The 19,296-nt window shown below is 64.1% G+C and carries 20 protein-coding genes and 1 tRNA gene; 13 read left to right on the forward strand and 8 right to left on the reverse strand.

Annotated elements, in window-relative coordinates; genetic code table 11:
• Window positions 1-17: 17 nt before the first annotated feature.
• The 4 genes from ACIPUB_RS11435 to rpsN all read left to right on the forward strand — a co-directional run bounded on the left by ACIPUB_RS11435 (window position 18) and on the right by rpsN (window position 1,619).
• Complete coding sequence (locus tag ACIPUB_RS11435; protein ID WP_407607482.1) at window positions 18-491, forward strand: MarR family winged helix-turn-helix transcriptional regulator; 474 nt, start codon at window positions 18-20, stop codon at window positions 489-491.
• Between the two features lie 416 nt (window positions 492-907).
• Window positions 908-1,144: a 50S ribosomal protein L28 gene (gene rpmB / locus ACIPUB_RS11440; protein ID WP_132359223.1), complete on the forward strand. Its 237-nt coding sequence runs from the start codon at window positions 908-910 to the stop codon at window positions 1,142-1,144.
• Window positions 1,144-1,311 carry a 50S ribosomal protein L33 gene (gene rpmG / locus ACIPUB_RS11445; RefSeq protein ID WP_007270730.1) on the forward strand — a complete coding sequence of 56 codons (168 nt, stop codon included), beginning with the start codon at window positions 1,144-1,146 and terminating at the stop codon, window positions 1,309-1,311. Before rpmB ends, rpmG begins: the two co-directional genes overlap by 1 nt.
• 2 nt (window positions 1,312-1,313) lie before the next feature.
• Complete coding sequence (rpsN, locus tag ACIPUB_RS11450) at window positions 1,314-1,619, forward strand: 30S ribosomal protein S14 (RefSeq protein ID WP_068733062.1); 306 nt, start codon at window positions 1,314-1,316, stop codon at window positions 1,617-1,619.
• A gap of 112 nt (window positions 1,620-1,731) precedes the next feature.
• Here rpsN and ACIPUB_RS11455 read toward each other — a convergent pair whose 3' ends face one another.
• A complete protein-coding gene (locus ACIPUB_RS11455) occupies window positions 1,732-2,370 on the reverse strand; it encodes a DUF1992 domain-containing protein (RefSeq protein ID WP_407607483.1) in 639 nt (212 codons plus the stop codon).
• 202 nt (window positions 2,371-2,572) lie between these two features.
• Between ACIPUB_RS11455 and ACIPUB_RS11460 the strand changes: the two genes are divergently transcribed.
• From ACIPUB_RS11460 to ACIPUB_RS11500, 9 genes are all read left to right on the forward strand, one after another.
• The gene (locus ACIPUB_RS11460; protein WP_407607484.1) at window positions 2,573-3,556 is read left to right on the forward strand and encodes an SDR family NAD(P)-dependent oxidoreductase; all 984 of its coding nucleotides are present in this window, start codon (window positions 2,573-2,575) and stop codon (window positions 3,554-3,556) included.
• A gap of 322 nt (window positions 3,557-3,878) precedes the next feature.
• Window positions 3,879-4,163, forward strand: coding sequence for an HU family DNA-binding protein (locus tag ACIPUB_RS11465; RefSeq protein ID WP_071212675.1), 285 nt, complete (start codon window positions 3,879-3,881; stop codon window positions 4,161-4,163).
• Window positions 4,164-4,350: 187 nt separating this feature from the next.
• Window positions 4,351-4,986, forward strand: coding sequence for a hypothetical protein (locus ACIPUB_RS11470; RefSeq protein ID WP_407607485.1), 636 nt, complete (start codon window positions 4,351-4,353; stop codon window positions 4,984-4,986).
• Window positions 4,987-5,044: 58 nt separating this feature from the next.
• The gene (locus ACIPUB_RS11475) at window positions 5,045-5,641 is read left to right on the forward strand and encodes a copper resistance protein CopC (protein ID WP_407607486.1); all 597 of its coding nucleotides are present in this window, start codon (window positions 5,045-5,047) and stop codon (window positions 5,639-5,641) included.
• Between the two features lie 130 nt (window positions 5,642-5,771).
• A complete protein-coding gene (locus ACIPUB_RS11480; protein ID WP_407607487.1) occupies window positions 5,772-7,901 on the forward strand; it encodes a cytochrome c oxidase assembly protein in 2,130 nt (709 codons plus the stop codon).
• Window positions 7,891-8,667, forward strand: a complete 777-nt coding sequence (locus ACIPUB_RS11485; RefSeq protein WP_407607488.1) for a hypothetical protein — start codon at window positions 7,891-7,893, stop codon at window positions 8,665-8,667. The genes ACIPUB_RS11480 and ACIPUB_RS11485 overlap by 11 nt, the downstream gene beginning before the upstream one ends.
• Before the next feature lie 147 nt (window positions 8,668-8,814).
• Entirely contained in the window at window positions 8,815-10,770 is a 1,956-nt protein-coding gene (locus ACIPUB_RS11490; protein WP_407607489.1) for an NHL domain-containing thioredoxin family protein, read from the forward strand.
• Window positions 10,771-10,998: 228 nt separating this feature from the next.
• Complete coding sequence (locus tag ACIPUB_RS11495; RefSeq protein WP_407607490.1) at window positions 10,999-11,487, forward strand: MarR family winged helix-turn-helix transcriptional regulator; 489 nt, start codon at window positions 10,999-11,001, stop codon at window positions 11,485-11,487.
• 5 nt (window positions 11,488-11,492) lie between these two features.
• The gene (locus ACIPUB_RS11500) at window positions 11,493-12,764 is read left to right on the forward strand and encodes an MFS transporter (RefSeq protein ID WP_407607519.1); all 1,272 of its coding nucleotides are present in this window, start codon (window positions 11,493-11,495) and stop codon (window positions 12,762-12,764) included.
• A 32-nt stretch (window positions 12,765-12,796) separates the two neighbouring features.
• Here ACIPUB_RS11500 and ACIPUB_RS11505 read toward each other — a convergent pair whose 3' ends face one another.
• The 7 genes from ACIPUB_RS11505 to ACIPUB_RS11535 form a co-directional block, all read right to left on the reverse strand.
• Window positions 12,797-13,792, reverse strand: coding sequence for a hypothetical protein (locus tag ACIPUB_RS11505; RefSeq protein WP_407607491.1), 996 nt, complete (start codon window positions 13,790-13,792; stop codon window positions 12,797-12,799).
• A 46-nt stretch (window positions 13,793-13,838) separates the two neighbouring features.
• A complete protein-coding gene (locus ACIPUB_RS11510) occupies window positions 13,839-15,548 on the reverse strand; it encodes a helicase HerA-like domain-containing protein (RefSeq protein WP_407607492.1) in 1,710 nt (569 codons plus the stop codon).
• Between the two features lie 83 nt (window positions 15,549-15,631).
• Complete coding sequence (locus ACIPUB_RS11515) at window positions 15,632-16,411, reverse strand: amino acid ABC transporter ATP-binding protein (RefSeq protein WP_407607493.1); 780 nt, start codon at window positions 16,409-16,411, stop codon at window positions 15,632-15,634.
• On the reverse strand, window positions 16,398-17,063 hold the full coding sequence (locus tag ACIPUB_RS11520; protein WP_407607494.1) for an amino acid ABC transporter permease: 666 nt from the start codon (window positions 17,061-17,063) through the stop codon (window positions 16,398-16,400). Before ACIPUB_RS11520 ends, ACIPUB_RS11515 begins: the two co-directional genes overlap by 14 nt.
• A gap of 71 nt (window positions 17,064-17,134) precedes the next feature.
• Window positions 17,135-17,956, reverse strand: coding sequence for an amino acid ABC transporter substrate-binding protein (locus ACIPUB_RS11525; RefSeq protein ID WP_407607495.1), 822 nt, complete (start codon window positions 17,954-17,956; stop codon window positions 17,135-17,137).
• A 180-nt stretch (window positions 17,957-18,136) separates the two neighbouring features.
• The gene (locus ACIPUB_RS11530) at window positions 18,137-19,063 is read right to left on the reverse strand and encodes an AEC family transporter (RefSeq protein WP_407607496.1); all 927 of its coding nucleotides are present in this window, start codon (window positions 19,061-19,063) and stop codon (window positions 18,137-18,139) included.
• Between the two features lie 99 nt (window positions 19,064-19,162).
• Window positions 19,163-19,233, reverse strand: a tRNA-Gly gene (locus tag ACIPUB_RS11535).
• Window positions 19,234-19,296 lie beyond the last annotated feature (63 nt).

Consider the following 19,296-nt stretch of genomic DNA (forward strand, 5'->3'; position numbering starts at 1 on the left):
ATGGAAGGATAGTGCCCATGACTGAACCGAAGTGGCTGACGCCCGTGGAACGAGAAGCCTGGTTGGCACTGGTGTCGGTTACGACGTTGTTGCCGGCGGCTCTCGACAGCGAGTTGCAGGTCCAGGCAAAGATCACCCTGTTTGATTACACGGTGCTGGCCATGTTGTCGGAAGCACCCGAGCACATCCTCCCCATGAGCGAGCTTGCATCGCGCACCAGTTCCTCGCTGTCGCGCCTCTCGCATGTGGTCAAGAAGCTTGAGGGGCGCGGGTGGGTCATGCGCAGCAGGTCTGCCGAGGACGCCCGGGTCACCATTGCCAAGCTCACGGGCGAAGGTTGGGACACTGTCGTTTCCCTGGCCCCCGAACACGTCGACTCGGTGCAAAAGCTGATTTTTCAAGGACTTGACGACCGCGATGTCGCTGAATTGGCGCGAATCGGCCGGAAGCTCGTCGGCCGGCTGAACCCCGAACATTGGATCCTTCGGTAGGGAGCGTCCGGGCCAATCTGCCCCGCAGCGGCCCAACCGGGCGCGGTAGTGAGGTAGATCGCATGCGGGGAAGCTTAAAAGGCCTGTTGTCGATTTGGCTGCCGATGTGTTAATCGCCTAGAATGATTAGGCGTTAAGTCGTGCATGCCCAATCGGGTTTGTGCGGTTACCCGTAAAACCGAATATCGCGGTCATTTGAGTAGGGAAAAATACTCACCGACCGCGAGGTTCACCGTCTTTCACGCTAATCAAGGCGCTTCGGTTGGTTCTCACCCAGCCTGGTTACCTTCAAAGTGTGCAGTAATAACGGTGTCACAACTGGTGGCGGGACTCTTATACGCAGATTCAGAGGCAGCAGTTTTCCGCTGTATCTGTCAACGAGTACCGCCAATATTTACTACAACTGAGGAGTGATCATGGCAGCAGTATGCCAGGTGACTGGTGCAGTTCCGAACTTCGGACACAGCATCTCCCACTCGCACCGCCGCAACAAGCGTCGGTTCGACCCGAATATCCAGAAGAAGCGCTACTGGGTTCCGTCCCTGCGCCGTAACGTCACGCTGACCCTGTCGGCAAAGGGCATCAAGCTCATTGACGTTCGCGGTATCGACGCCGTTGTAACCGGACTCATTGCAAAGGGTGTGAAGATCTAGTGGCTAAGGATAAGGACGTACGTCCCATCATCAAGCTCAAGTCGACCGCCGGCACCGGTTTCACTTACGTGACCCGTAAGAACCGTCGTAACAACCCAGACCGCATGGTTCTGAAGAAGTACGACCCGGTAGTCCGCAAGCACGTCGAATTCCGAGAGGAGCGCTAAAGATGGCCAAGAAGTCCATGATTGCTAAGAACGAGCAGCGCAAGGTCATCGTAGAGCGTTACGCCGAAAAGCGTGCAACCTTGAAGAAGACCCTCGTTGACCCGAACGCAACCGACGAGGCACGCGAAGAGGCCCGCTTGGGCCTGCAGAAGCTGCCCCGCAACGCATCGCCGATCCGCGTTCGCAACCGCGACGCCATCGACGGCCGTCCCCGCGGTACCCTCCAGAAGTTCGGTATCTCCCGTGTTCGCTTCCGCGACATGGCACACCGTGGCGAGCTTCCGGGCATCACCAAGTCTTCCTGGTAAATTCCAGAAGCAGTCAATGGCCCCAACCGATTCGGTTGGGGCCATTGGCCATTTAACGGCCAGCGATTTTATTGCGGGCTGACTCCGGACGACGTCGTGCCTTGGAACGGGATTAGTGCGTTTTGCGCGTAGTCAGCCATCGACCGAGCCAGAAGGCCCGCGGGCGCACCTCCGGCGTATCATCAGTCCCTGCATCGGCGTTTCGTCGTGATTCCCATGCCGCGATTTCGGCGTCGACGTCCCGTAGGGGAGTAATCACCGGGGGACCGCCCAATAGTTGGCGGCGTGCCTCGATGACACGGGCGTTGAAGTCCTCCAGCAGCTCGCGCACGGCGGACTGGCCGGCCAGCTGGTCGAGTGTCGACTCGAGCTCTTCGTCTTCCTTGCGCAGCATCAAGGCCGGGGGACCGAGGCCGCTGATGTGCTCTCGCTCAATAAGTCCCTTGACCCACCAATCGGGGTCCGTTGAGGTGCCCAGGCCGGGTATGGGTTTGCCGGCGTATGCAAGGTTGTCGAATTCTCCCCGTGCAAAAGCTGCGTCGAGGGCGCTGTTGGCGACCTCCCAAACATCGTCGTCGGCATGGAACTGCGGGATGGTCGATGTCGAGTCCTCCGGGTCGCCAAATGTTTTCCCGGTCCGCCGGGCGTATTCATCGGCGGGTATGTGTTCTTCGGCGTTTTCACGTTCCGATCGGTAACGGGCCGAACGCAGCGAGGCCTCGCTGTTTTCGTCAAGATTGCGTCGGGACATGTGGTGCCAGCCTTCCAGAACGGTTCGTTACCAACACTATCGAGGCCAAGACAACGGAGCAACGAAGAACAATGGTGGGGATTGCAGGACCTGTGGTCGGGACTTTCAAGTTGTTGCCCCCCCTGCGCCGAGGAGAGGGTGGGCGGCATCAACCAAGCCGCAACGCGGGCCGAATGGAAGGCAGGCTGTAGCTTTGGAAATCATGAGCAAGAATCAAACCACAGATGCAAACCCGAACCGGGCCGCCCCACTGATGGATACCGAGGCGCAGCGCGAGGCCGGCGATGCATCGGGGATGCGGATTCTGGTTACCGGAGCGAATGCCGGCATCGGATTCTGGAGCAGCCTCCAGCTCGCCCAGCGCGGCGCCGAGGTCATCATGGCGTGCCGCAACACCGGCAAAGCCGAAATCGCTGCCAAGGCCATCCGGGCCAGGGTGCCCAACGCAAATCTTCGCACCGTCGAGCTCGATGTATCCAGCCTCGATTCCGTGGCCAACATGGCCAAGATGCTCAACGGTCTCTCGCATCTGGATGTCCTGATTGCCAACGCCGGCATGGTCCACACTCCGCGCACGCGCCGGAGCAGCGTGGACGGACTGGAACTGGTGGCAGCGACAAACTACTTCGGCCACTTTGCCCTGGTCGCCGGACTTCTGCCTGCATTGGAACGGGCAGGCGCTGCCCGGGTGGTGACACTTGGATCGTTGTCGACACGGCTGGTTCGCCCGCACCTTGACGATCCGCAGTTGCTGGAAAACTATTCGCCGTGGCGTGCCTACGCGCAATCCAAGATCATGGTCCAGTCCTTTGCCTTCGAGCTCGATCGACGACTCCAGCTGGCGTCGAGCAGCATCCGTGCACTGAGCGCGCATCCCGGCTATTCGATTTCCGGTCGCACCCCCGCTGTTGCCGGAATCAACGAGCCAGGCATTCTGAAGCGAACCGGCGATACGCTCCAGGCACCCTTCACCCAGGGCAAGGACCGCGGTGCCTGGCCCATTGTTCGGGCGTCCCTGGACCCCAAGGTGTTCGAGCTACCGGGACCTGTGTTTTACGGTCCGCGGGGTTGGGTCAAGGGTGGCCCAACATTGTCCAGGCCCGCATCAATCACAACGAATCGGGACGCGGCGAAAACCATCTGGTTCGCGGCCGAATCCGCCACCGGAAATTCCCTGCTCGGCTAAGGCCTGGTATCGCCCGTGATTCGATCCAGCGGGTCAAACCACACCGGAAATTGGTCGGCGGAAGGACAGTAAACGGTCGCTGGGGGTGGCAGACCTGCTTGAAGCCCTCTCGGGGCCCAAGCGTGCTGTTCGTCTCTCTTTTGGGGAAAAATCTACCGCTGACAGCGAAAAACCTGCCAAAGTTCAAAAATTTCCCGGGAATTCGGCCCAATTCGGGCGTTTTGCGCAGGAAGATTTGGTAAGTTCTCACACAGAAGTCCCCGCGAACGCGAGGCGACCCGCGCCGATACCGGGCGGGAAGAGAAGTCCAGGAGGACATACTTTGGCTATGAACCGTAGTGAACTTGTTGCAGCTGTCGCCGAGAAGACCGGCAACTCCCAGGTAGCCGTCAACGGTGTTTTGGATGCAGTGTTCGACGTATTCGTTTCCCAGATTTCCAAGGGCGAGAAGGTCTCGATCCCGGGATGGCTCGCAGTTGAGCGCACCGACCGTGCAGCACGCACCGGCCGCAACCCGCAGACCGGCGAAGCCATCCAGATTCCGGCCGGCCACTCGGTCAAGCTGACCGCTGGCTCGAAGCTGAAAGCTGCCGTCACCGGCAAGTAGTCTGCGCCCCGCGCAACAGCTTTCAAACCGCCTCCTGCCTCGGTCCACTGACCGGGTGCCAGGGGGCGGTTTGGCGTTAACGGGAGCCCTCGGCGAAATCCGGGTTCTACGTACAGTAGAAACCCGTAGAATGTCTGCTGGTACTTGTAGGCAAGACCTCGGAATTCCCTAGCGGAGGAATCACGGCATGAAGAATCAAGGCCTGCGCATACTGCGTGGCTGGATTGGTGCACTTCTATGCACCTGCCTTGCTGCTGCCTCCCACACCCTGGTCGACGGTGCCCTGCCGCCGCTGCCGATCCTTGGCCTCTTGCTCTGCATCAGCGCGGTCATCTGCACGGCGTTGTCCTCCAGCGGGATCTCGTTGCTGCGCACCGGCCTGGCCGTGGCGTTGAGCCAGGGTGCCTACCATGGGGCCTTCGCCCTCTTCGGGCACCAACACCAGCCCTCCGGACTGCTCCATGAATCCACCGGCCTCGCAGGACATGCGGCACACGAAATGGATCTGGTCGTCGGCCCGTCATTGGCAAGCGCAGGCACTGGTGATTCCTCCAATCCCTGGTTGATGCCCGTCGCACACATGGTCGCTGCCCTGCTGACCATTGCCGCCCTGCGCCGGGGCGAAATGGCGGTTCGTGCTTTTACCGAGGCAGTGTCCCTATGCGTGCTGCGACGAATCCTCTTCATTGGCGGCCTGCCGTCCGTACGCGGCAAGCAGCCGTTGTGCGGTGTCGCCTACCAGCCCCCGGTCCTCAGGGACGTGTTGCGTCCTGCTTTGCATCGCCGAGGTCCTCCCGGTGGTCCCGCTTTCGCATTCTCGTAAAAGCCCCAGACCACAAGCGCGGCGCATAGCTGCCGCGAAGGACAGGATCACAAGACCCATGACCGATGCAATCCAAACCCCACGAACGGCTACCCGAATTGGCGTCATCTTCGCTGCAGTGCTGCTGTGCCTGATGACCTTCATTGGGGTCTCAAGTGCCCAGGCGCACGACGAACTGATCTCTTCGACCCCTGCCTCCGGCGACGTGCTGAAGAGCGCACCAACTTCACTCGTGCTCACTTTCAGCGGTGACATCAAGAAGATCGGCACGATTCTCGAACTGAAAGCGGCGGACGGGCAAAAGGTCGGGACCACATTCAACATCGACCGCCGAGACGTCACAGTGACCCCGGAGGCCCCGTTGACCAACGGCAGCTACACGCTGGTGGCCCGCGTGGTGTCCTCCGACGGCCACCCGATCGCCAAGGACATTGACTTCGAGATCAACGACCCCGCGGAGGTCGCCAGCTCCGCACCCGAGGGCGCGAACGCCAGCCCGCCGGCGGCAGCACCAGCACCTGAGGCCACAGAGGATTCCGAGGACAGCCAGCCCCTGGCCGGCATGCCCACCGGCCTCATCTGGACCATCCTCGCACTTGCCGGCATCGGCATGATCGTCCTGGTGCTGCTCAAGGTCCGCCGACAAAACAGGTAGCCGGCGACGCGGTACCGGAACCGCACATACCGGGCAGCGGCCGGGGGCCCGGGGTGGCACAGGCCACCCTGGTCCCTCGGCTTCTGCCAATCGGTGGGAGAATGAAGCGGCAGGACGCTGAAAGGACATTGTGAACAAGTCACGGAACACGCAGGCCACGGCCTCCCGGGCGCAGGCGGCGACCCCCACGGGGCCGCTTTGGCCCCTGTTGACCCTTCCGGCGCTGCTGGTCGGCGTGCTGGTGCTCGTCGCCGCCAGCTACTTTGCCGGCACCGCAACGGCCAGCGAGCTGGGTGACCCCGGTCCATTGGTTCGGTGGGCCCTGCCTGCGGCCAAGGCGCTGCACCACTCCTCGATGGCCATTACCGTGGCCGCCCTGGTCTTTGCCGCAACCATCCTGCCGCGTTCCACCAAGCCCAAACGCCCTGCACCGGGCGAACAGGACACCGATGGCGGCGAAGTCCACCCGGCCTTTGCCCGCACCATGAACCTGGCGGCCGCCGCCGGATTGCTCTGGACGGTTTCCGCGGCGGCGGTGCTGGTCTTCACTTTCTGGGACCTCGTGGGCAAGCCCATGAGCACCGACCCGAGCTACACATCCGCGATGCTCGACTACGTGCTGAATATTTCCGTGGGCCGGGCATGGGCCTGGATGATCGTGATCGCCGCGATCACCTCATCGCTGGCCTTTGGCGTGAGGTCCCCGTCATGGGTGGGTGCCACCGCCGTCTTCTCCCTGGCCGGAGTCCTCCCGATGTCGCTGATCGGACACGCCGCGGGCGGCGATGACCACTGGGGCGCGGTCAACTCGATCATGCTGCACCTGGTGGGCGTGTGCCTCTGGTTCGGCGGCATCGTCGTGCTGGCCGCCCTGGCACCGCTGCTGGCCTCCAAGGCCCCGGGGCGCCATTCGGGCACCCGGCCGATCCTGGCCGGCACCGTGCTGCAGCGTTTCTCGGCATTGGCCACCATCTCCATCGTCCTGGTCGCGGGTTCCGGCGTCGTGAACGCCACCATCCGTATCACCGACTGGAACCAGTGGATGACCCCCTACGGCTTGATCGTGATTGCCAAGGCCGTCGCGACCCTGGCCCTGGGGGCGCTGGGCCTTGCCCACCGCAGCCGGGTGATCCCTGCACTGCGGGCCGGAAGGTTGGAGGCCACGCGCGCCGCCTGGCTGGTGGTGGCTGCCGAAACCATCGTGATGGCCGCCGTCATGGCACTGGCGACGGTGCTGGCCCGCACCGCACCCCCCACTCCCGATACGCCGCCGGAACTGCCGACCCCCGCCCGGCTGCTGACCGGATACGAACTTCCCCCCGAGCTCACCAGCGACAGCTGGCTGGAGGTCTGGCGCTTCGACTGGCTCTGGATCGCCATTGTTATTTTCCTGGCTGTCGCCTACCTGTGGGCGGTGGTGAAGGTGCGCCGCCGCGGCGACAAGTGGTCGGTCCTGCTCACGATCTCCTGGCTGGTGGGCCTGGTCTGCCTGTTCTACTTCACCTCCGGCGCCCTGGCCGTGTACGGCAAGATCCTCTTCTCCGTGCACATGGTCGACCACATGGCCATGACCATGGTCGCACCCTTGTTCATGGTGATCGGCTCGCCGGTCACCCTCGCGCTGAAGGCACTGCCCTCGCGCTCCGACGGCACCCGCGGACCGCGCGAATGGATCCTGGTGCTGGTCCACTCGAAGTTCTCGGCGTTGGTCACCAACCCGATCTTCGCCGCCGCCAACTTCGCCGGATCGATCATCATCTTCTACGGCACCGACATCTTCGGCTTCGCCCTGCGCAACCACGTGGGCCACGAACTGATGAACGTGCACTTCCTGATCACCGGTTACCTCTTTGCCCTGTCCATGATCGGCACCGACCCGGTGCCGCGCCGTGCGCCCTACCCGCTGCGCCTGGTGATCCTGCTGGCGACCATGAGCTTCCATGCCTTCTACGGGGTCTCCATCATGAGCTCCACCTCGCTGATGCAGGCCGACTGGTTCGGCAACATGGGACGCAGCTGGGGCGAGGACGCGCTGGAGGACCAACGGCTGGGCGCCGGGGCCATGTGGGGGATCGGCGAGATCCCCACACTGCTGCTGGCCCTGGGCGTCATGGTGTCCTGGAACCGGGACGATTCCAAGGAATCCAAGCGCAAGGACCGGCAGGCCGACCGGGACAACGAAGCGGAACTGAACGCCTACAACGACATGTTTGCCCAATTGAAAAAGCGAGACGAGGAGATTGCGCGCCGTGGCCGCTAGGACCAAGATGGGTGCGCTGCGCACCCTTGCCCTGAGCATGTCAATGGGCCTGTTGCTGGCCGGATGTGCCGGATCCCCGCAGGCCGTTGAACTGCCCGAGGGTCACGCCCCCGTCACCGGTGGATCCGCAGCCGCTTCCCCCGCGGCACCATCCGCGGCGACGGAGCTGGACGTCTCTGGGCTGTCGGTGGCCTCGGGAATCTCCATGGCCGCACGGCTGGGCTTCGACCAGGCCCGGGTGATCTCCGGAACCGAACTCGCCGACCTGAAGAAGTCACCGGAGGAAAACCGGGGTTCGGTTGCCGTGCTGCCCACGCAGTGCGGGGACGTCATCGAGTCGCTGAACTGGTCGCCGCTGCAAATGGGCGGCGAGGGGGCGCGCACCGACTTCCTGACCGAAAAGATCGCCGCCACCGGTTCCGTCGAGGTTGCCGAGATCACCGACAAGGCGGCCCTGGAGGCGCACTACGCCACCGTGCTGGCCATGCTGACCGAGTGCAAGTCGGTGACCATGCACCAGGAAACCGAGACCGTTCCCTTCAAGACCTCCAAGCCGCAGCTTAAGGCCGGCGCGGCGGACTCGGCCATCGCTTGGACGCGCGGCACGCCGGGCCAGGGAATGCGGCAGCAGGCCCTGGTGTTGATCAAGTCCAAGGGGGACCACGTGGCAATGGTGTCCTTCATCGCCGCCGACGGCCTCGAGGCGCCCGAGTTCAGCCAGATGGCTGCCGAGATCCTCAACGCCGCACTCGCCCAGGCGGGCTAGCAGCCCGCGCTTCCCGTCCAGGAGGCACCTGGCGACGGTCCCGGACCCGGGTTCGTCGCATCAGGTCATGATGTCCCGCTCCCGGCAGCAAACCGGGATAATTGAATCCAGCACAGTGTCAGCCGACAAGCCGAGGAGTACCCCCACATGACAGCGTCCACAAACGCCGGAACCGAATCCGTGCGCACCTCCTACAAGGTCCGCGCCTCCGAACTGGTCGGCCGCAATTGGCTGAACACCGGCGGGAAGCAGCTGTCCCTTGAGGACTTCCGCGGCAAGATCACGATCCTGGACTTCTGGACGTTCTGCTGCATCAACTGCCTGCACGTGCTGGACGAGCTGCGCCCGTTGGAGGCCAAGTACTCCAATGTCCTGGTGACCGTGGGCGTGCACTCCCCGAAGTTCGAATACGAGGCCGACCCTGTGGCGCTGGCAGCTGCGGTGGAACGCTACGAAATCCAGCACCCGGTGCTCGATGACCCGGAACTGGTCACCTGGCAGGCGTATGCCGCCCGCGCCTGGCCGACCCTGGTGGTCGTTGACCCCGAGGGCTACATCGTCGCCCACCTCTCGGGCGAGGGCCACGCCAGCGGATTGGAATCCCTGGTCGAGGAGCTCATCGCCGAGCACGACGCCAAGGGCACCCTGCACCGCGGCACCGGCCCCTACGTGGCGCCCCCGGCGCGCGAGGGCGACCTGCGCTTCCCCGGCAAGGCGGTTGCCCTGGAAAACGGGAACTTCCTCGTCGGCGACTCCGGCCACCACCGCATCGTGGAACTGGGCAACGACCTGTCCACCGTGGTGCGCACCTTCGGCTCCGGGACCAAGGGCTTTGCCGACGGCGACGCCCAAACCGCGCAGTTCAACGAGCCCCAGGGGCTGGCTCTGCTCCCGGCCGATCGCGCCGCGGCCCTGGGCTACCACGCGGTCATCGCAGACACCGTCAACCACCGCCTGCGCGGGCTGAACCTTGACACCGGCGTCGTCACCACGCTGGCAGGCAACGGCATCCAGCGCCTGCTCGACGCCGAACAGGCGCGCTCGGAAGTCGGCGAGGACAACGAAGAGGCCTGGCTCAGCGACCTGGGCAGCGACCCGCTGAACACCTCGCTGTCCTCCCCGTGGGACGTGCTGTGGAGCCCCAAGACCGACTCCGTCATCATCGCGATGGCCGGAACCCACCAGATCTTCGCCTTCAACCCCCAGACTTCGGCACTGTCGGTCTTCGCCGGCACCGGGCTGGAGGGGCTGACCGACGGCGCGGCCTCGGAGAGCTGGTTCGCCCAGTCCTCGGGCCTGGCCCTGGACAAGGCGGAAAACATCTGGGTGGCCGACTCGGAGACCTCCGCGCTGCGCCGCCTGGTGCTGGCCGAGGACGGCTCCGTCGCCGCCGTCGAGACCGCCATCGGCGCCGGGCTCTTTGACTTCGGGTTCCGCGACGGCGCCGCCGAGGCGGCCCGCCTGCAGCACCCGCTGGGCGTTGCTGCGCTGCCCGACGGCTCGATCGCCATCGCCGACACCTACAACGGCGCGGTGCGCCGCTACGACCCCTCAACCGCCACCGTCAGCACCCTGGCCCGCGGGCTCAACGAGCCCGCGGACGTGCAGCTCGACACCTCGGTGGACGGTGAACCGGTGCTGCTGGTCGTGGAGACCAACAGCCACCAGCTGGTGCGCCTGCCGTTGCCTGCCGAGGCACTGGTCGTTGACGAGGGTGCTAGCCAGACCCAGCGCCCCAAGACCAAGGTCACTGCGGGGGAGCACGCACTGACGGTCCGCTTCTCCGCACCCAAGGGCCAGAAGCTCGATGACCGCTGGGGCGATCCCACCCAGCTGAAGATCTCGTCCTCCCCGGAGGAGCTGCTGCTGTCCGGCGGCGGCACCTCGACCGGATTGACCCGGACCCTGGAGTTGAACCCCGAGGTCCTCGAGGGCGTCCTGCACATCACAGCCCGCGCGGCCGCCTGCGACGGCGAGCCCGGCGGCGAGATCCCGATGCACGCCGCCTGCCACCTTTACCAGCAGGACTGGGGCATCCCGGTGGTCCTGGATGCCGAGGGCGAAAGCGAGCTGGTCCTGGACCTGCGCGGCCTGGACACCTAACCGGCAGCCCCACGTCCACTGCACGAGGCTCGTTCCCTTTCCGGGGGACGGGCCTCGTGCCGTCTGGGGATGGCGGCGAAGGTGGGGCATCTCACCCGCTCCGACACGCCTTCGGTGAGGCGCGTCATGGCGGGGAAAATTCGGCCCGCGTATCGTTAGCAATGCTAAAGAAACTAACGAGGTCGAAACCAAAGACGCCGGGTCGCCCGGCGCATTGAAGGAGGGTCCGTGGCTCGCCCGGATCAAGTGAACGTAACCAACAACGCCCCGAAACCCGCACCAACAACCCCCGCCGATGCCGGCGGCACCGGCGACCTGGCCGCCGAACTACGGGTGGCCGTGATGAAGACATCCCGCCGCCTGCGCCTGGAATCCAGTTCCGAGACGCTCACCCCCGCCCAGTATTCGGTGCTCGCGGGCCTGGGAAACGAGCAGCACACCATCGGCGAGCTGGCCGCCCGCGAACAGATCGCCGCCCCGTCCATGACACGCATCGTGAGGTCCCTGCTGGAGGCGGGGCTGGTCACCCGCACGGCCAGCGAGCACGATGGGCGCCAGGTGCTGGTCGCCACCACCGCCGAGGGCAAGGCCGCTCTCCAAGCGGCCCGCAGCCAGCGCACCGCCTGGCTGGCGCGCCGCGTGGAAACACTCGGTGCCGAGGACCGGGCGACACTGGCACGGGCAGCCGCCCTGCTGCAGGAAATGAGCGCCAAGTGAGCCGGATGTTCAGCGCCCTGAAAAACCCTAACTACCGCCTATGGACCGCCGGTGCCCTGGTCTCGAACATCGGCACCTGGATGCAACGCGTGGCCCAGGACTGGCTGGTGCTCACCATCCTGACCGACCACGACGGCACCGCCGTCGGCATCACCACCGGCCTGCAATTCCTCCCCATCCTCCTCCTTGGCCCGTTTGCCGGGGTGCTTGCGGACCGCATGGACAAGCGCAAGCTGCTGCTGATCACCCAATCGGCCATGGGCTTCTTTGCCGTGCTGCTGGGCCTGCTGGTGCTCACGGGGTCGGCCGAGCTCTGGCATGTCTACCTGCTGGCCCTCGGCCTGGGCGTGGCAAGCGCCTTCGACGCCCCTGCCCGCCAGGCCTTTGTCTCGGAACTGGTCCCGACAAGCGACTTGCCCAACGCCGTGGCGTTGAACAGCGCCTCGTTCAACCTGGCCCGGCTGGCCGGCCCCGGCGTCGCCGGGATGCTGATCGCCGTCTTCGGGACCGGACCGGCATTCCTCATCAACGCCGCCAGCTTCGGTGCGGTGATCTTCTCCCTGGCCAAGATGCGCAAGGAGCGCTTCCAGCCCACCACCCTGGTGGCCCGCCGGAAGGGCCAGATCCGGGAGGGGGTGGCCTATGTGCGCCAGCGCCCTGACCTGTTGCTGATCTTTGGCCTGGCCTTTGTCGTGGCCACCTTCGGCCTGAACTTCCAGCTCACCAACGCCATGATGGCCACCGACGTCTTCCATGTCGGTGCCGGGGAATTCGGCTTGCTGGGAACCATCATGGCCATCGGCACACTCGCCGGGGCCCTGCTGGCAGCCCGGCGGGGAAGGCCGCGCATGCGCTACCTGCTGGGTGGTGCCGTTGGCTTTGGCGCCACGGCACTGATCGCCAGCTTCATGCCGAGTTTCCTCTGGTACGCGCTCATGATGGTGCCGGTGGGCCTGGCCTCGCTGACGTTCCTTAACAGCGCCAACACCATGATCCAGCTCTCCGTGGATCCGGCCTACCGCGGGCGCGTCCTGGCGCTCTACATGATGGTGGTCCAGGGCGGAACGCCCCTGGGCGCCCCGTTGGTGGGCTGGCTGGGCACGGAATTCGGCGCCCGCTGGTCGGTCGGCAGCGGCGCCGTGCTGTCCCTGGTTGCCGGGCTCATTGCCGTTGCCCTGGTGGTGCGCAGGTCGCGGGCGACCCCTGGCAAGCAAGCCGGGTCCCCGGCCCGGCATAGGGCCAGGGCCCGCGCCCTGGTCCCCGCGCTCGGACGGTAGTCCACTGGCGGCAGGACCGGGCAGCGCGGCCGTTACTCGCTGGAGACGGGGGTGACGCTGACCTTGGTGGTGTTGGCCCTGAGTGACGCGGTGAATCCGAAGTCGTTGTCGATGGTCTGTTCGGTGTACCTGCCGGTGCGCAGGTCCTGCTCGGTGAGTTCCAGGCGGACCTTGACCGTCAGCGGGCGCAGGGCCCAGCCGCCGTCAAAGGAAACGATCTCGGCGGGCGGGTAGCCCAGGATGCTCCAGTGGATGGAGTCCGACTGCACCCGCGCCGTGGTGGAGTAGCTCATGGGGCAGCCCGCAGGCATGAGTACCTGCTGCTCGGCGCAGCCATCGAGGTATGCATTGATTTGCTTGTTGACCTCGTCCTGCAATTTCTTGGTGGGTTGGGTCCGCAACTTCACGGCAGTGTCCTTCTTCGCGAAGTCGGTGACGGCAAGGCCGCGTGAGTCAGCCGCGAAATTGGGCGTCGCAAAACTGGTGTCAATGACCGCCGGCACAAAGACCGGAACCGTGGCCCGGCCCTTGACCAGCGGTGCAGGACGCGAGTTCACGACGACTTCATTGGTGGTGTTTGCCGAGATCGCCACGGTGGGAAGGGTCGTGGGAATGAATTCCCACTCATCGAAGAACATCCAACGGCTGCCGGCGTTCCGCAACTGGTAGGACGTCTGCTGCTCGACCCCATGGATCGAGTAGCTTGCCACCACCTTGACGGTGTCTTCGGCCCCGGGGATCTCCTCGGGCTCGCCGACAGTGAAATCCTTGATGTCGGCACTGGCCGCCTTCAGGCCCTCCCCGTCGAGAAGCAGGGCATTGCCCGGTGGCACCTTGGCATTCAGCAGCCCCAATGCCCGGGCGCCTTCGCCGTTGACGAGGTGGGAGTGGAGTGTCTTGACCATTTGGGCGGGCCCAAAGACCCTCTGGTTCACCAGGGCGATGACGGAAACTGCAACTACGGCCAGCACCACAAGGGCCGCCGCCCAGATGGCAGCGACCCTTGTGGGTGATAAACGTTCGCTCATTGAATCCAAGGCTACCGGGAAAATTGCGCCGTTTGCGCAACCCTTCCTAGCGGCGACGCCTCCGCTTGGTGCCGAACATGCCGCGGAGCATCTCCCGGCCAAAAATGTTCGCCGCCTGTAGAGCCATGTCAAGCAGCGGATTGTCCGGATTCTGCGCCGGGGCGGGGGCCTTGGTCTGCCGCTTCGGGGAACCCGTGGTGGCCACCGGCGGTTCGGGCATGGTGTAGTCCGAGGCGCCCGGCTGCGGAGCCGAATTCGGGAGGGAGGACGGGCGTCCAAGGATGGATTCCTCGATGTTCCGTGCGGCCGCATCGATGTCCGCCTGGCTTTGGCCGGGGCCGGGGACCCTGGCGGCGACCGACCCTCCGGTGGGCACCGGTGCGGCCGTGGCCTCGGTGCTGGTTCCGTTGATCTTCTCGTAGGCGGATTCACGGTCCACGCTCGTGCCGTAAACCTGCATCAGGGCCGAGGAAGCGATGATTCCGGATACCGTGTCCGGGGACGAGGGGCCCATGGTTGATTCAGGGCTCCACATGCGAGTCCAGGCCACCGGTGTGGGCGCGCCCTTTTCGTTCATGACGGTAACCACCGCTTCGCCGGTTCCTGCCTGGGTCAGTGCCTGGTCGAGGTCGTATTCGCTGGTGGGGAACGTGGAGACGGTTGCCTTCAGCGCCTTGGCATCATCAGGGGTAAAGGCACGCAGCGCGTGCTGGATCCGGTTGGCCAGCTGTCCCAGCACGTCGCCGGGAACGTCCTTGGGAGTCTGGGTTACGAAGAAGACGCCGACGCCCTTGGAGCGGATCAGCCTCACGGTTGACGTGATCGAGGTCAAAAATGCCTTGGATGCGTCGTTGAAGAGCAGGTGTGCCTCGTCAAGGAAGAAGACCAACTTGGGTTTCTCGGGGTCCCCTGCCTCCGGCAGCTCGGAGAAAAGATCCGCCAGCAGCCAGATCATGAAGGTGGAAAAGAGCAGCGGCTTTTGCATAAGGGTCGGCAGCTCCAGGATGCTGATGACCCCTCTGCCGTCGGGAGCCTGTCGCAGGAGCTCTGCGGTGTCGAACTCCGGTTCGCCGAAGAAGGACTCCATGCCCTGGGACTGCAGGGTGACAAGCTCGCGCAGGATGACGCCGGCGGTCGCCTTGGACACGCCGCCGAGGCCCTCGAGCTCGTCCTTGCCCTCGTCGCTGGTCAGGTGTTGGATGACCGCGCGCAGGTCCTTGAGGTCGTGGAGTTCCAGGTCCTTGGTGTCGGCGTAGTGGAAGATCAGCTGCAGACAGGATTCCTGGGTCTCGTTCAACTCCATGATCCGCGACAGCAACAGTGGACCAAAGGAGGAGATCGTGGCGCGGATCGGGGTTCCCTGTCCGTCGCCGCCCAGGGCGTAGTACTCGACGGGAAAGGACTTGGCCTGCCACTTCATGCCGACCGACGCGGTGCGTTCCGTGAGTTTTTCCGTGGCCGTTCCGGGTGTGGAGAGGCCGGTGAGATCCCCCTTGATGTCTGCAAGGAACACCGGAACCCCGTGGGCGGAAAGCTGTTCGGCCATCAATTGCAGGGTAATGGTCTTGCCGGTTCCGGTGGCTCCGGCCACCAATCCGTGCCGGTTCATCATCCGCAGCGGCAAACGGACCTGCGCTTCGGGGAAGACCTGCCCGTCGACCAGTGCCGCCCCCAGATTCACCGCCAAACCGTCAAAGGCATAACCTGCGCTGATGGATTCCACATGCTGGGCTGTTGTCATCTTGGCCATGTCCATAGCCTACGGTCTGGATCGTGTCCGTGGTGGTGGGCGCGCCAATTCTTTTTGTTGCCGAACCCCGCGTCGGAAACTCCATGCCCTTAGAACGGGTTGAGCAGGCGGTGCACGAATTGCTGGGTCCGCTCGTTTTGCGGCGCCCGCAAGACGACATCGGGGTGGCCGCGCTCGATCACCACTCCCTGGTCCATGAATACGACTTCGTCTGCGACCTCCCGGGCAAAAGCCAACTCATGGGTCACCAGGACCATGGTCCAGCCCTCGTCGGCCAATTCCTTGATCACCTTCAACACATCACCCACCAGCTCCGGGTCCAGCGCGGAGGTCGGCTCGTCAAAGAGCAACAACGAGGGCTTGAGCGCGAGCGCCCGGACAATGCCCACCCGCTGCTGCTGCCCGCCGGACAGCTGGTGCGGGTACTGGTCGCGCTTCTGGTCTAGTCCGACCCTGGCCAGCAGCGATTCGGCTTCGGCGACGGCCTCGGAACGCTTGCGGCGCTGGACCTGGACCGGCCCTTCAATCACGTTTTCCAGCACCGTCATGTGCGGAAAGAGGTTGTAGTTCTGGAAGACCATGGCGCTGCGTGTGCGCAACACCTGGGCTTGCTTTTGCGTTGTCTTCGGCGCAAAGACCACGGCGGGACCGTCGCTGAAGGCAACCTCCCCGCCATCGGGGATCTCCAGCCCGTTTAGGCAGCGCAACACCGTCGTCTTGCCCGAGCCGGAGGGGCCGATCAAGGCGAGCACCTGGCCCTTGCCGATCTGCAGGTCAATGGACTTCAGGACCTGGTGGTCGCCAAAGCTCTTCTGCAGGTCGCGGACTTTCAACAGGGCCGGTGCACCGGGGACGTTAGTGTGCGACATAGCGGTCAAGCCTTCTTTCCAATCTGGTCTGGCCGGAGGAGAGCACAAGACAGAATACCCAGTACACGAACGCTGCCTCGATATAGACCAGCAAGAATTGCTGGCTGAAGGCGGCTATTTCCTGGGCGTTGCGGAACAACTCCGTCACCAGGATCAGCGATGCCAGGGACGAGTCCTTGACCAGGGAGATGAAGGTGTTTGACAACGGCGGCACCGAAACCCTGGCGGCCTGCGGCAGGATCACCCGGCGCAGTGTCGTGGTGCGCGACATGCCGATGGTGTATCCGGCCTCCCACTGGCCCTTGGCGACCGAGAGGATGGCGGCTCGGATCACCTCGGCTGCGTACCCGCCCACGTTTAGCGAGAAGGCGATGATGGCGCTGGGCCATGGGTCCAGCGTGACCCCGATCGAGGGCAACCCGTAGAAAATGACGAAGAGCTGCACCAACAACGGGGTTCCGCGGATCACCGAGATATACGCCTTGGCAATGAACGTGACCGCTGGATTCCGGCTCAACCGCATCAGTGCCATGAGCAATGCGATCGCCAGGCCGATGGCAAAGCTTGCCAACGACAGTGGAATGGTCCCGCGTAGTCCACCCACCACTATGGGCCAAAAAGAATCGCCGACTAACTGCCAATCAATATCCATGGCAGGACTCCTTCGCATTCGCAAGGTGAAACCGCGGGCCACTGGGGTGCGGCGCGCGACACTGCCGGAAATTACTTGGTGACGTCTGCTCCGAAGTACTTCTGGGAAATCTTCGAGAGCGTTCCGTCGGCCGCGAGTTCATCCAGGGCCTTGTCGACGGCCTCGACCAGGTCGCCGCTACCCTTGCGGAAGGCCATGGCACTGAGCGACTTGTCGGCGGTTTCGGCGGCGATCTTTATGCCGTCGTCCTGCTTGGTGGTCTGTGAATCCAGATAGGTCAGCTTGTCATTGACAGTGGCGTCCACACGGCCCTGCTTCAGCAGCGTGATGGCCTGTGCCCACCCTTCCACGGCTTGGACGTTCGCCCCGGCATCCTTGGTCAGCTGGTACCAGTTGCTGGTCAGCGACTGTGCGGTGGACTTCCCTTTCAGGTCCTCGAAAGACGCAATATCGGTGTTCCCCGCCTGGGTCACGACTACACCGGTGCTCACGGTATATGGCTTGGAGAACTCGTACGTCGCCTCGCGCGCGGGGGTGATGGAAATCTGGTTGGCAATGACGTCAAAGCGTCCGGCCTCGAGCCCGGCGAAGATCCCGTCAAACTGGGTTTCCTCGAACTGTGGCTCCACACCCAGCTTCTGGGCTACGGCCGTCACGATTTCCACATCGAATCCGGTCAGCGGACCGGTTCCGCCCTCGTGGAAGGAAAACGGCTTGTAGGTCCCCTCGGTTCCGACCTTCAGGACGCCTGCATCCTGGACCTGTTGGAGGGTCAAACCGGTCGCGGTTCCGCTGGCGGCCGGTGAACCGGATGGCTCGGTGGAGCCGCTGCAGCCGGTGACCGTCAAGGCGAGCAACGCGGTGGTCATTAGCGCGATAATTTGACGCTTCATGGAAACGGTCCTTTCGATGACAATCGTTCACATGCCGACGGGGGAGCGGCACCCCGGGATAGGGATCCGCACCCGTGGCAGGATGAACCTTGCTCTGACGCTAACACGGAGGTGGGGCTCGCATAAGCCCCATATTGCCGTGTGCGTCGAGGCAAGTTCTGACCCGGCCGTCCGGTGAAGTCAGGTCAACAGCAGGGGAACCAGCATCATCGCCGGCACGGCAACGATGGTGGTAAGCAGGACGGTGTCCTTGGCCAGCACGACGCCGCGTTCGTAGCGAGAGGCAGTCACGAAGATATTTTGGGCCGTGGGCAGGGCGGCCATGATCACCGCAACAAACACAGCGTGGCTGTCCAGCCTAAAGAGCCACACGGCAAGCATCCAGGCGACAACGGGCTGGAAGAACAATTTCATTCCCGTGGCCAACAGCGTATCGGCTCGACGCCCGCCGGAAGCCTCGAGCGGCTTGGAGCCGACCAAGGAAATGCCGAAGGCTATGAGCATGGCCGGGATGGAAGCGCCGGCAATCAGCTCTATCGGGTCGGCGAGCGGCTGGGGAAGTTCCAGATCGAAGAGCGCGCACACCAATCCGGCCAGGGAACCGACAATCATCGGGTTCCTTAGTGTCTGCACCAACATGGAAAACACGGTGGTCCGGTGCCTGGACGTGCTGGCGTCCAGGATGGCCAGGCATACCGGGGAGAACAGGGCCAGCTGCCACAGGATGACCGGTGCCGCATGGGCCATGTCGCCCAGGACGTAGAGGGCAATGGGCAGGCCGAGATTGGCCGAGTTCACGGTGGAGGCGCTCATCGCGCCGATGGTCGACTCGGTCAGGTCGCGCCGCAGCCACCACCGGGTCACCAGTACGAAGACGATGGCGGTGGCCAGGGAGGAAATCGCAGCAACGCCCAGGAAGGGGCCGAGCACCGAAGCGGGGTCCGAATCGGCGAGCGTAGTGAACAACAATGCTGGGCTGGCCACGAAGAAGGTGAGCCGGTTCAGTACATAGCGCGCGTTTTCTCCCAGGACACCCGTGCGTCCGACGAAGTACCCCACGGCAATGACGGTCCAGACCACGGCAAAACCAGAGAGCACGCCGTTCATAAGCCTTTGGATTCCCTCTTTCCGCTGTTCCTTCACCGCACCGGGGGTGCGCTTAACGCATTGGGACCCGGCCGCCGGCCGGGTCCCAATGTCATAGCGAGCGGGCGACGGGAATCGAACCCGCGTGTCCAGCTTGGGAAGCTGGCGCTCTACCATTGAGCTACGCCCGCGAAGCTCCGGAAAGCCTAATGGCGTCCCGGGCTAAAACAGCATATCCCAAGGTGGGGTGCCAA

Origin of the sequence: Paeniglutamicibacter sp. ORCA_105 (genome assembly GCF_045798545.1) — a bacterium.
GTDB lineage: Bacteria > Actinomycetota > Actinomycetes > Actinomycetales > Micrococcaceae > Paeniglutamicibacter > Paeniglutamicibacter sulfureus.

Excerpts from the sequence above, each read along its gene's own strand:
- rpmB (WP_132359223.1), top strand. The coding sequence starts at position 908 with ATGGCAGCAGTATGCCAGGTGACTGGTGCAGTTCCGAACTTCGGACAC.
- ACIPUB_RS11530 (WP_407607496.1), bottom strand. The coding sequence starts at position 19,063 with ATGAACGGCGTGCTCTCTGGTTTTGCCGTGGTCTGGACCGTCATTGCC.
- ACIPUB_RS11475 (WP_407607486.1), top strand. The coding sequence starts at position 5,045 with ATGACCGATGCAATCCAAACCCCACGAACGGCTACCCGAATTGGCGTC.
- ACIPUB_RS11470 (WP_407607485.1), top strand. The coding sequence starts at position 4,351 with ATGAAGAATCAAGGCCTGCGCATACTGCGTGGCTGGATTGGTGCACTT.
- ACIPUB_RS11505 (WP_407607491.1), bottom strand. The coding sequence starts at position 13,792 with ATGAGCGAACGTTTATCACCCACAAGGGTCGCTGCCATCTGGGCGGCG.
- ACIPUB_RS11435 (WP_407607482.1), top strand. The coding sequence starts at position 18 with ATGACTGAACCGAAGTGGCTGACGCCCGTGGAACGAGAAGCCTGGTTG.
- ACIPUB_RS11455 (WP_407607483.1), bottom strand. The coding sequence starts at position 2,370 with ATGTCCCGACGCAATCTTGACGAAAACAGCGAGGCCTCGCTGCGTTCG.
- rpsN (WP_068733062.1), top strand. The coding sequence starts at position 1,314 with ATGGCCAAGAAGTCCATGATTGCTAAGAACGAGCAGCGCAAGGTCATC.
- ACIPUB_RS11510 (WP_407607492.1), bottom strand. The coding sequence starts at position 15,548 with ATGGACATGGCCAAGATGACAACAGCCCAGCATGTGGAATCCATCAGC.
- ACIPUB_RS11500 (WP_407607519.1), top strand. The coding sequence starts at position 11,493 with ATGTTCAGCGCCCTGAAAAACCCTAACTACCGCCTATGGACCGCCGGT.
- ACIPUB_RS11525 (WP_407607495.1), bottom strand. The coding sequence starts at position 17,956 with ATGAAGCGTCAAATTATCGCGCTAATGACCACCGCGTTGCTCGCCTTG.
- ACIPUB_RS11490 (WP_407607489.1), top strand. The coding sequence starts at position 8,815 with ATGACAGCGTCCACAAACGCCGGAACCGAATCCGTGCGCACCTCCTAC.
- ACIPUB_RS11515 (WP_407607493.1), bottom strand. The coding sequence starts at position 16,411 with ATGTCGCACACTAACGTCCCCGGTGCACCGGCCCTGTTGAAAGTCCGC.
- ACIPUB_RS11520 (WP_407607494.1), bottom strand. The coding sequence starts at position 17,063 with ATGGATATTGATTGGCAGTTAGTCGGCGATTCTTTTTGGCCCATAGTG.
- ACIPUB_RS11460 (WP_407607484.1), top strand. The coding sequence starts at position 2,573 with ATGAGCAAGAATCAAACCACAGATGCAAACCCGAACCGGGCCGCCCCA.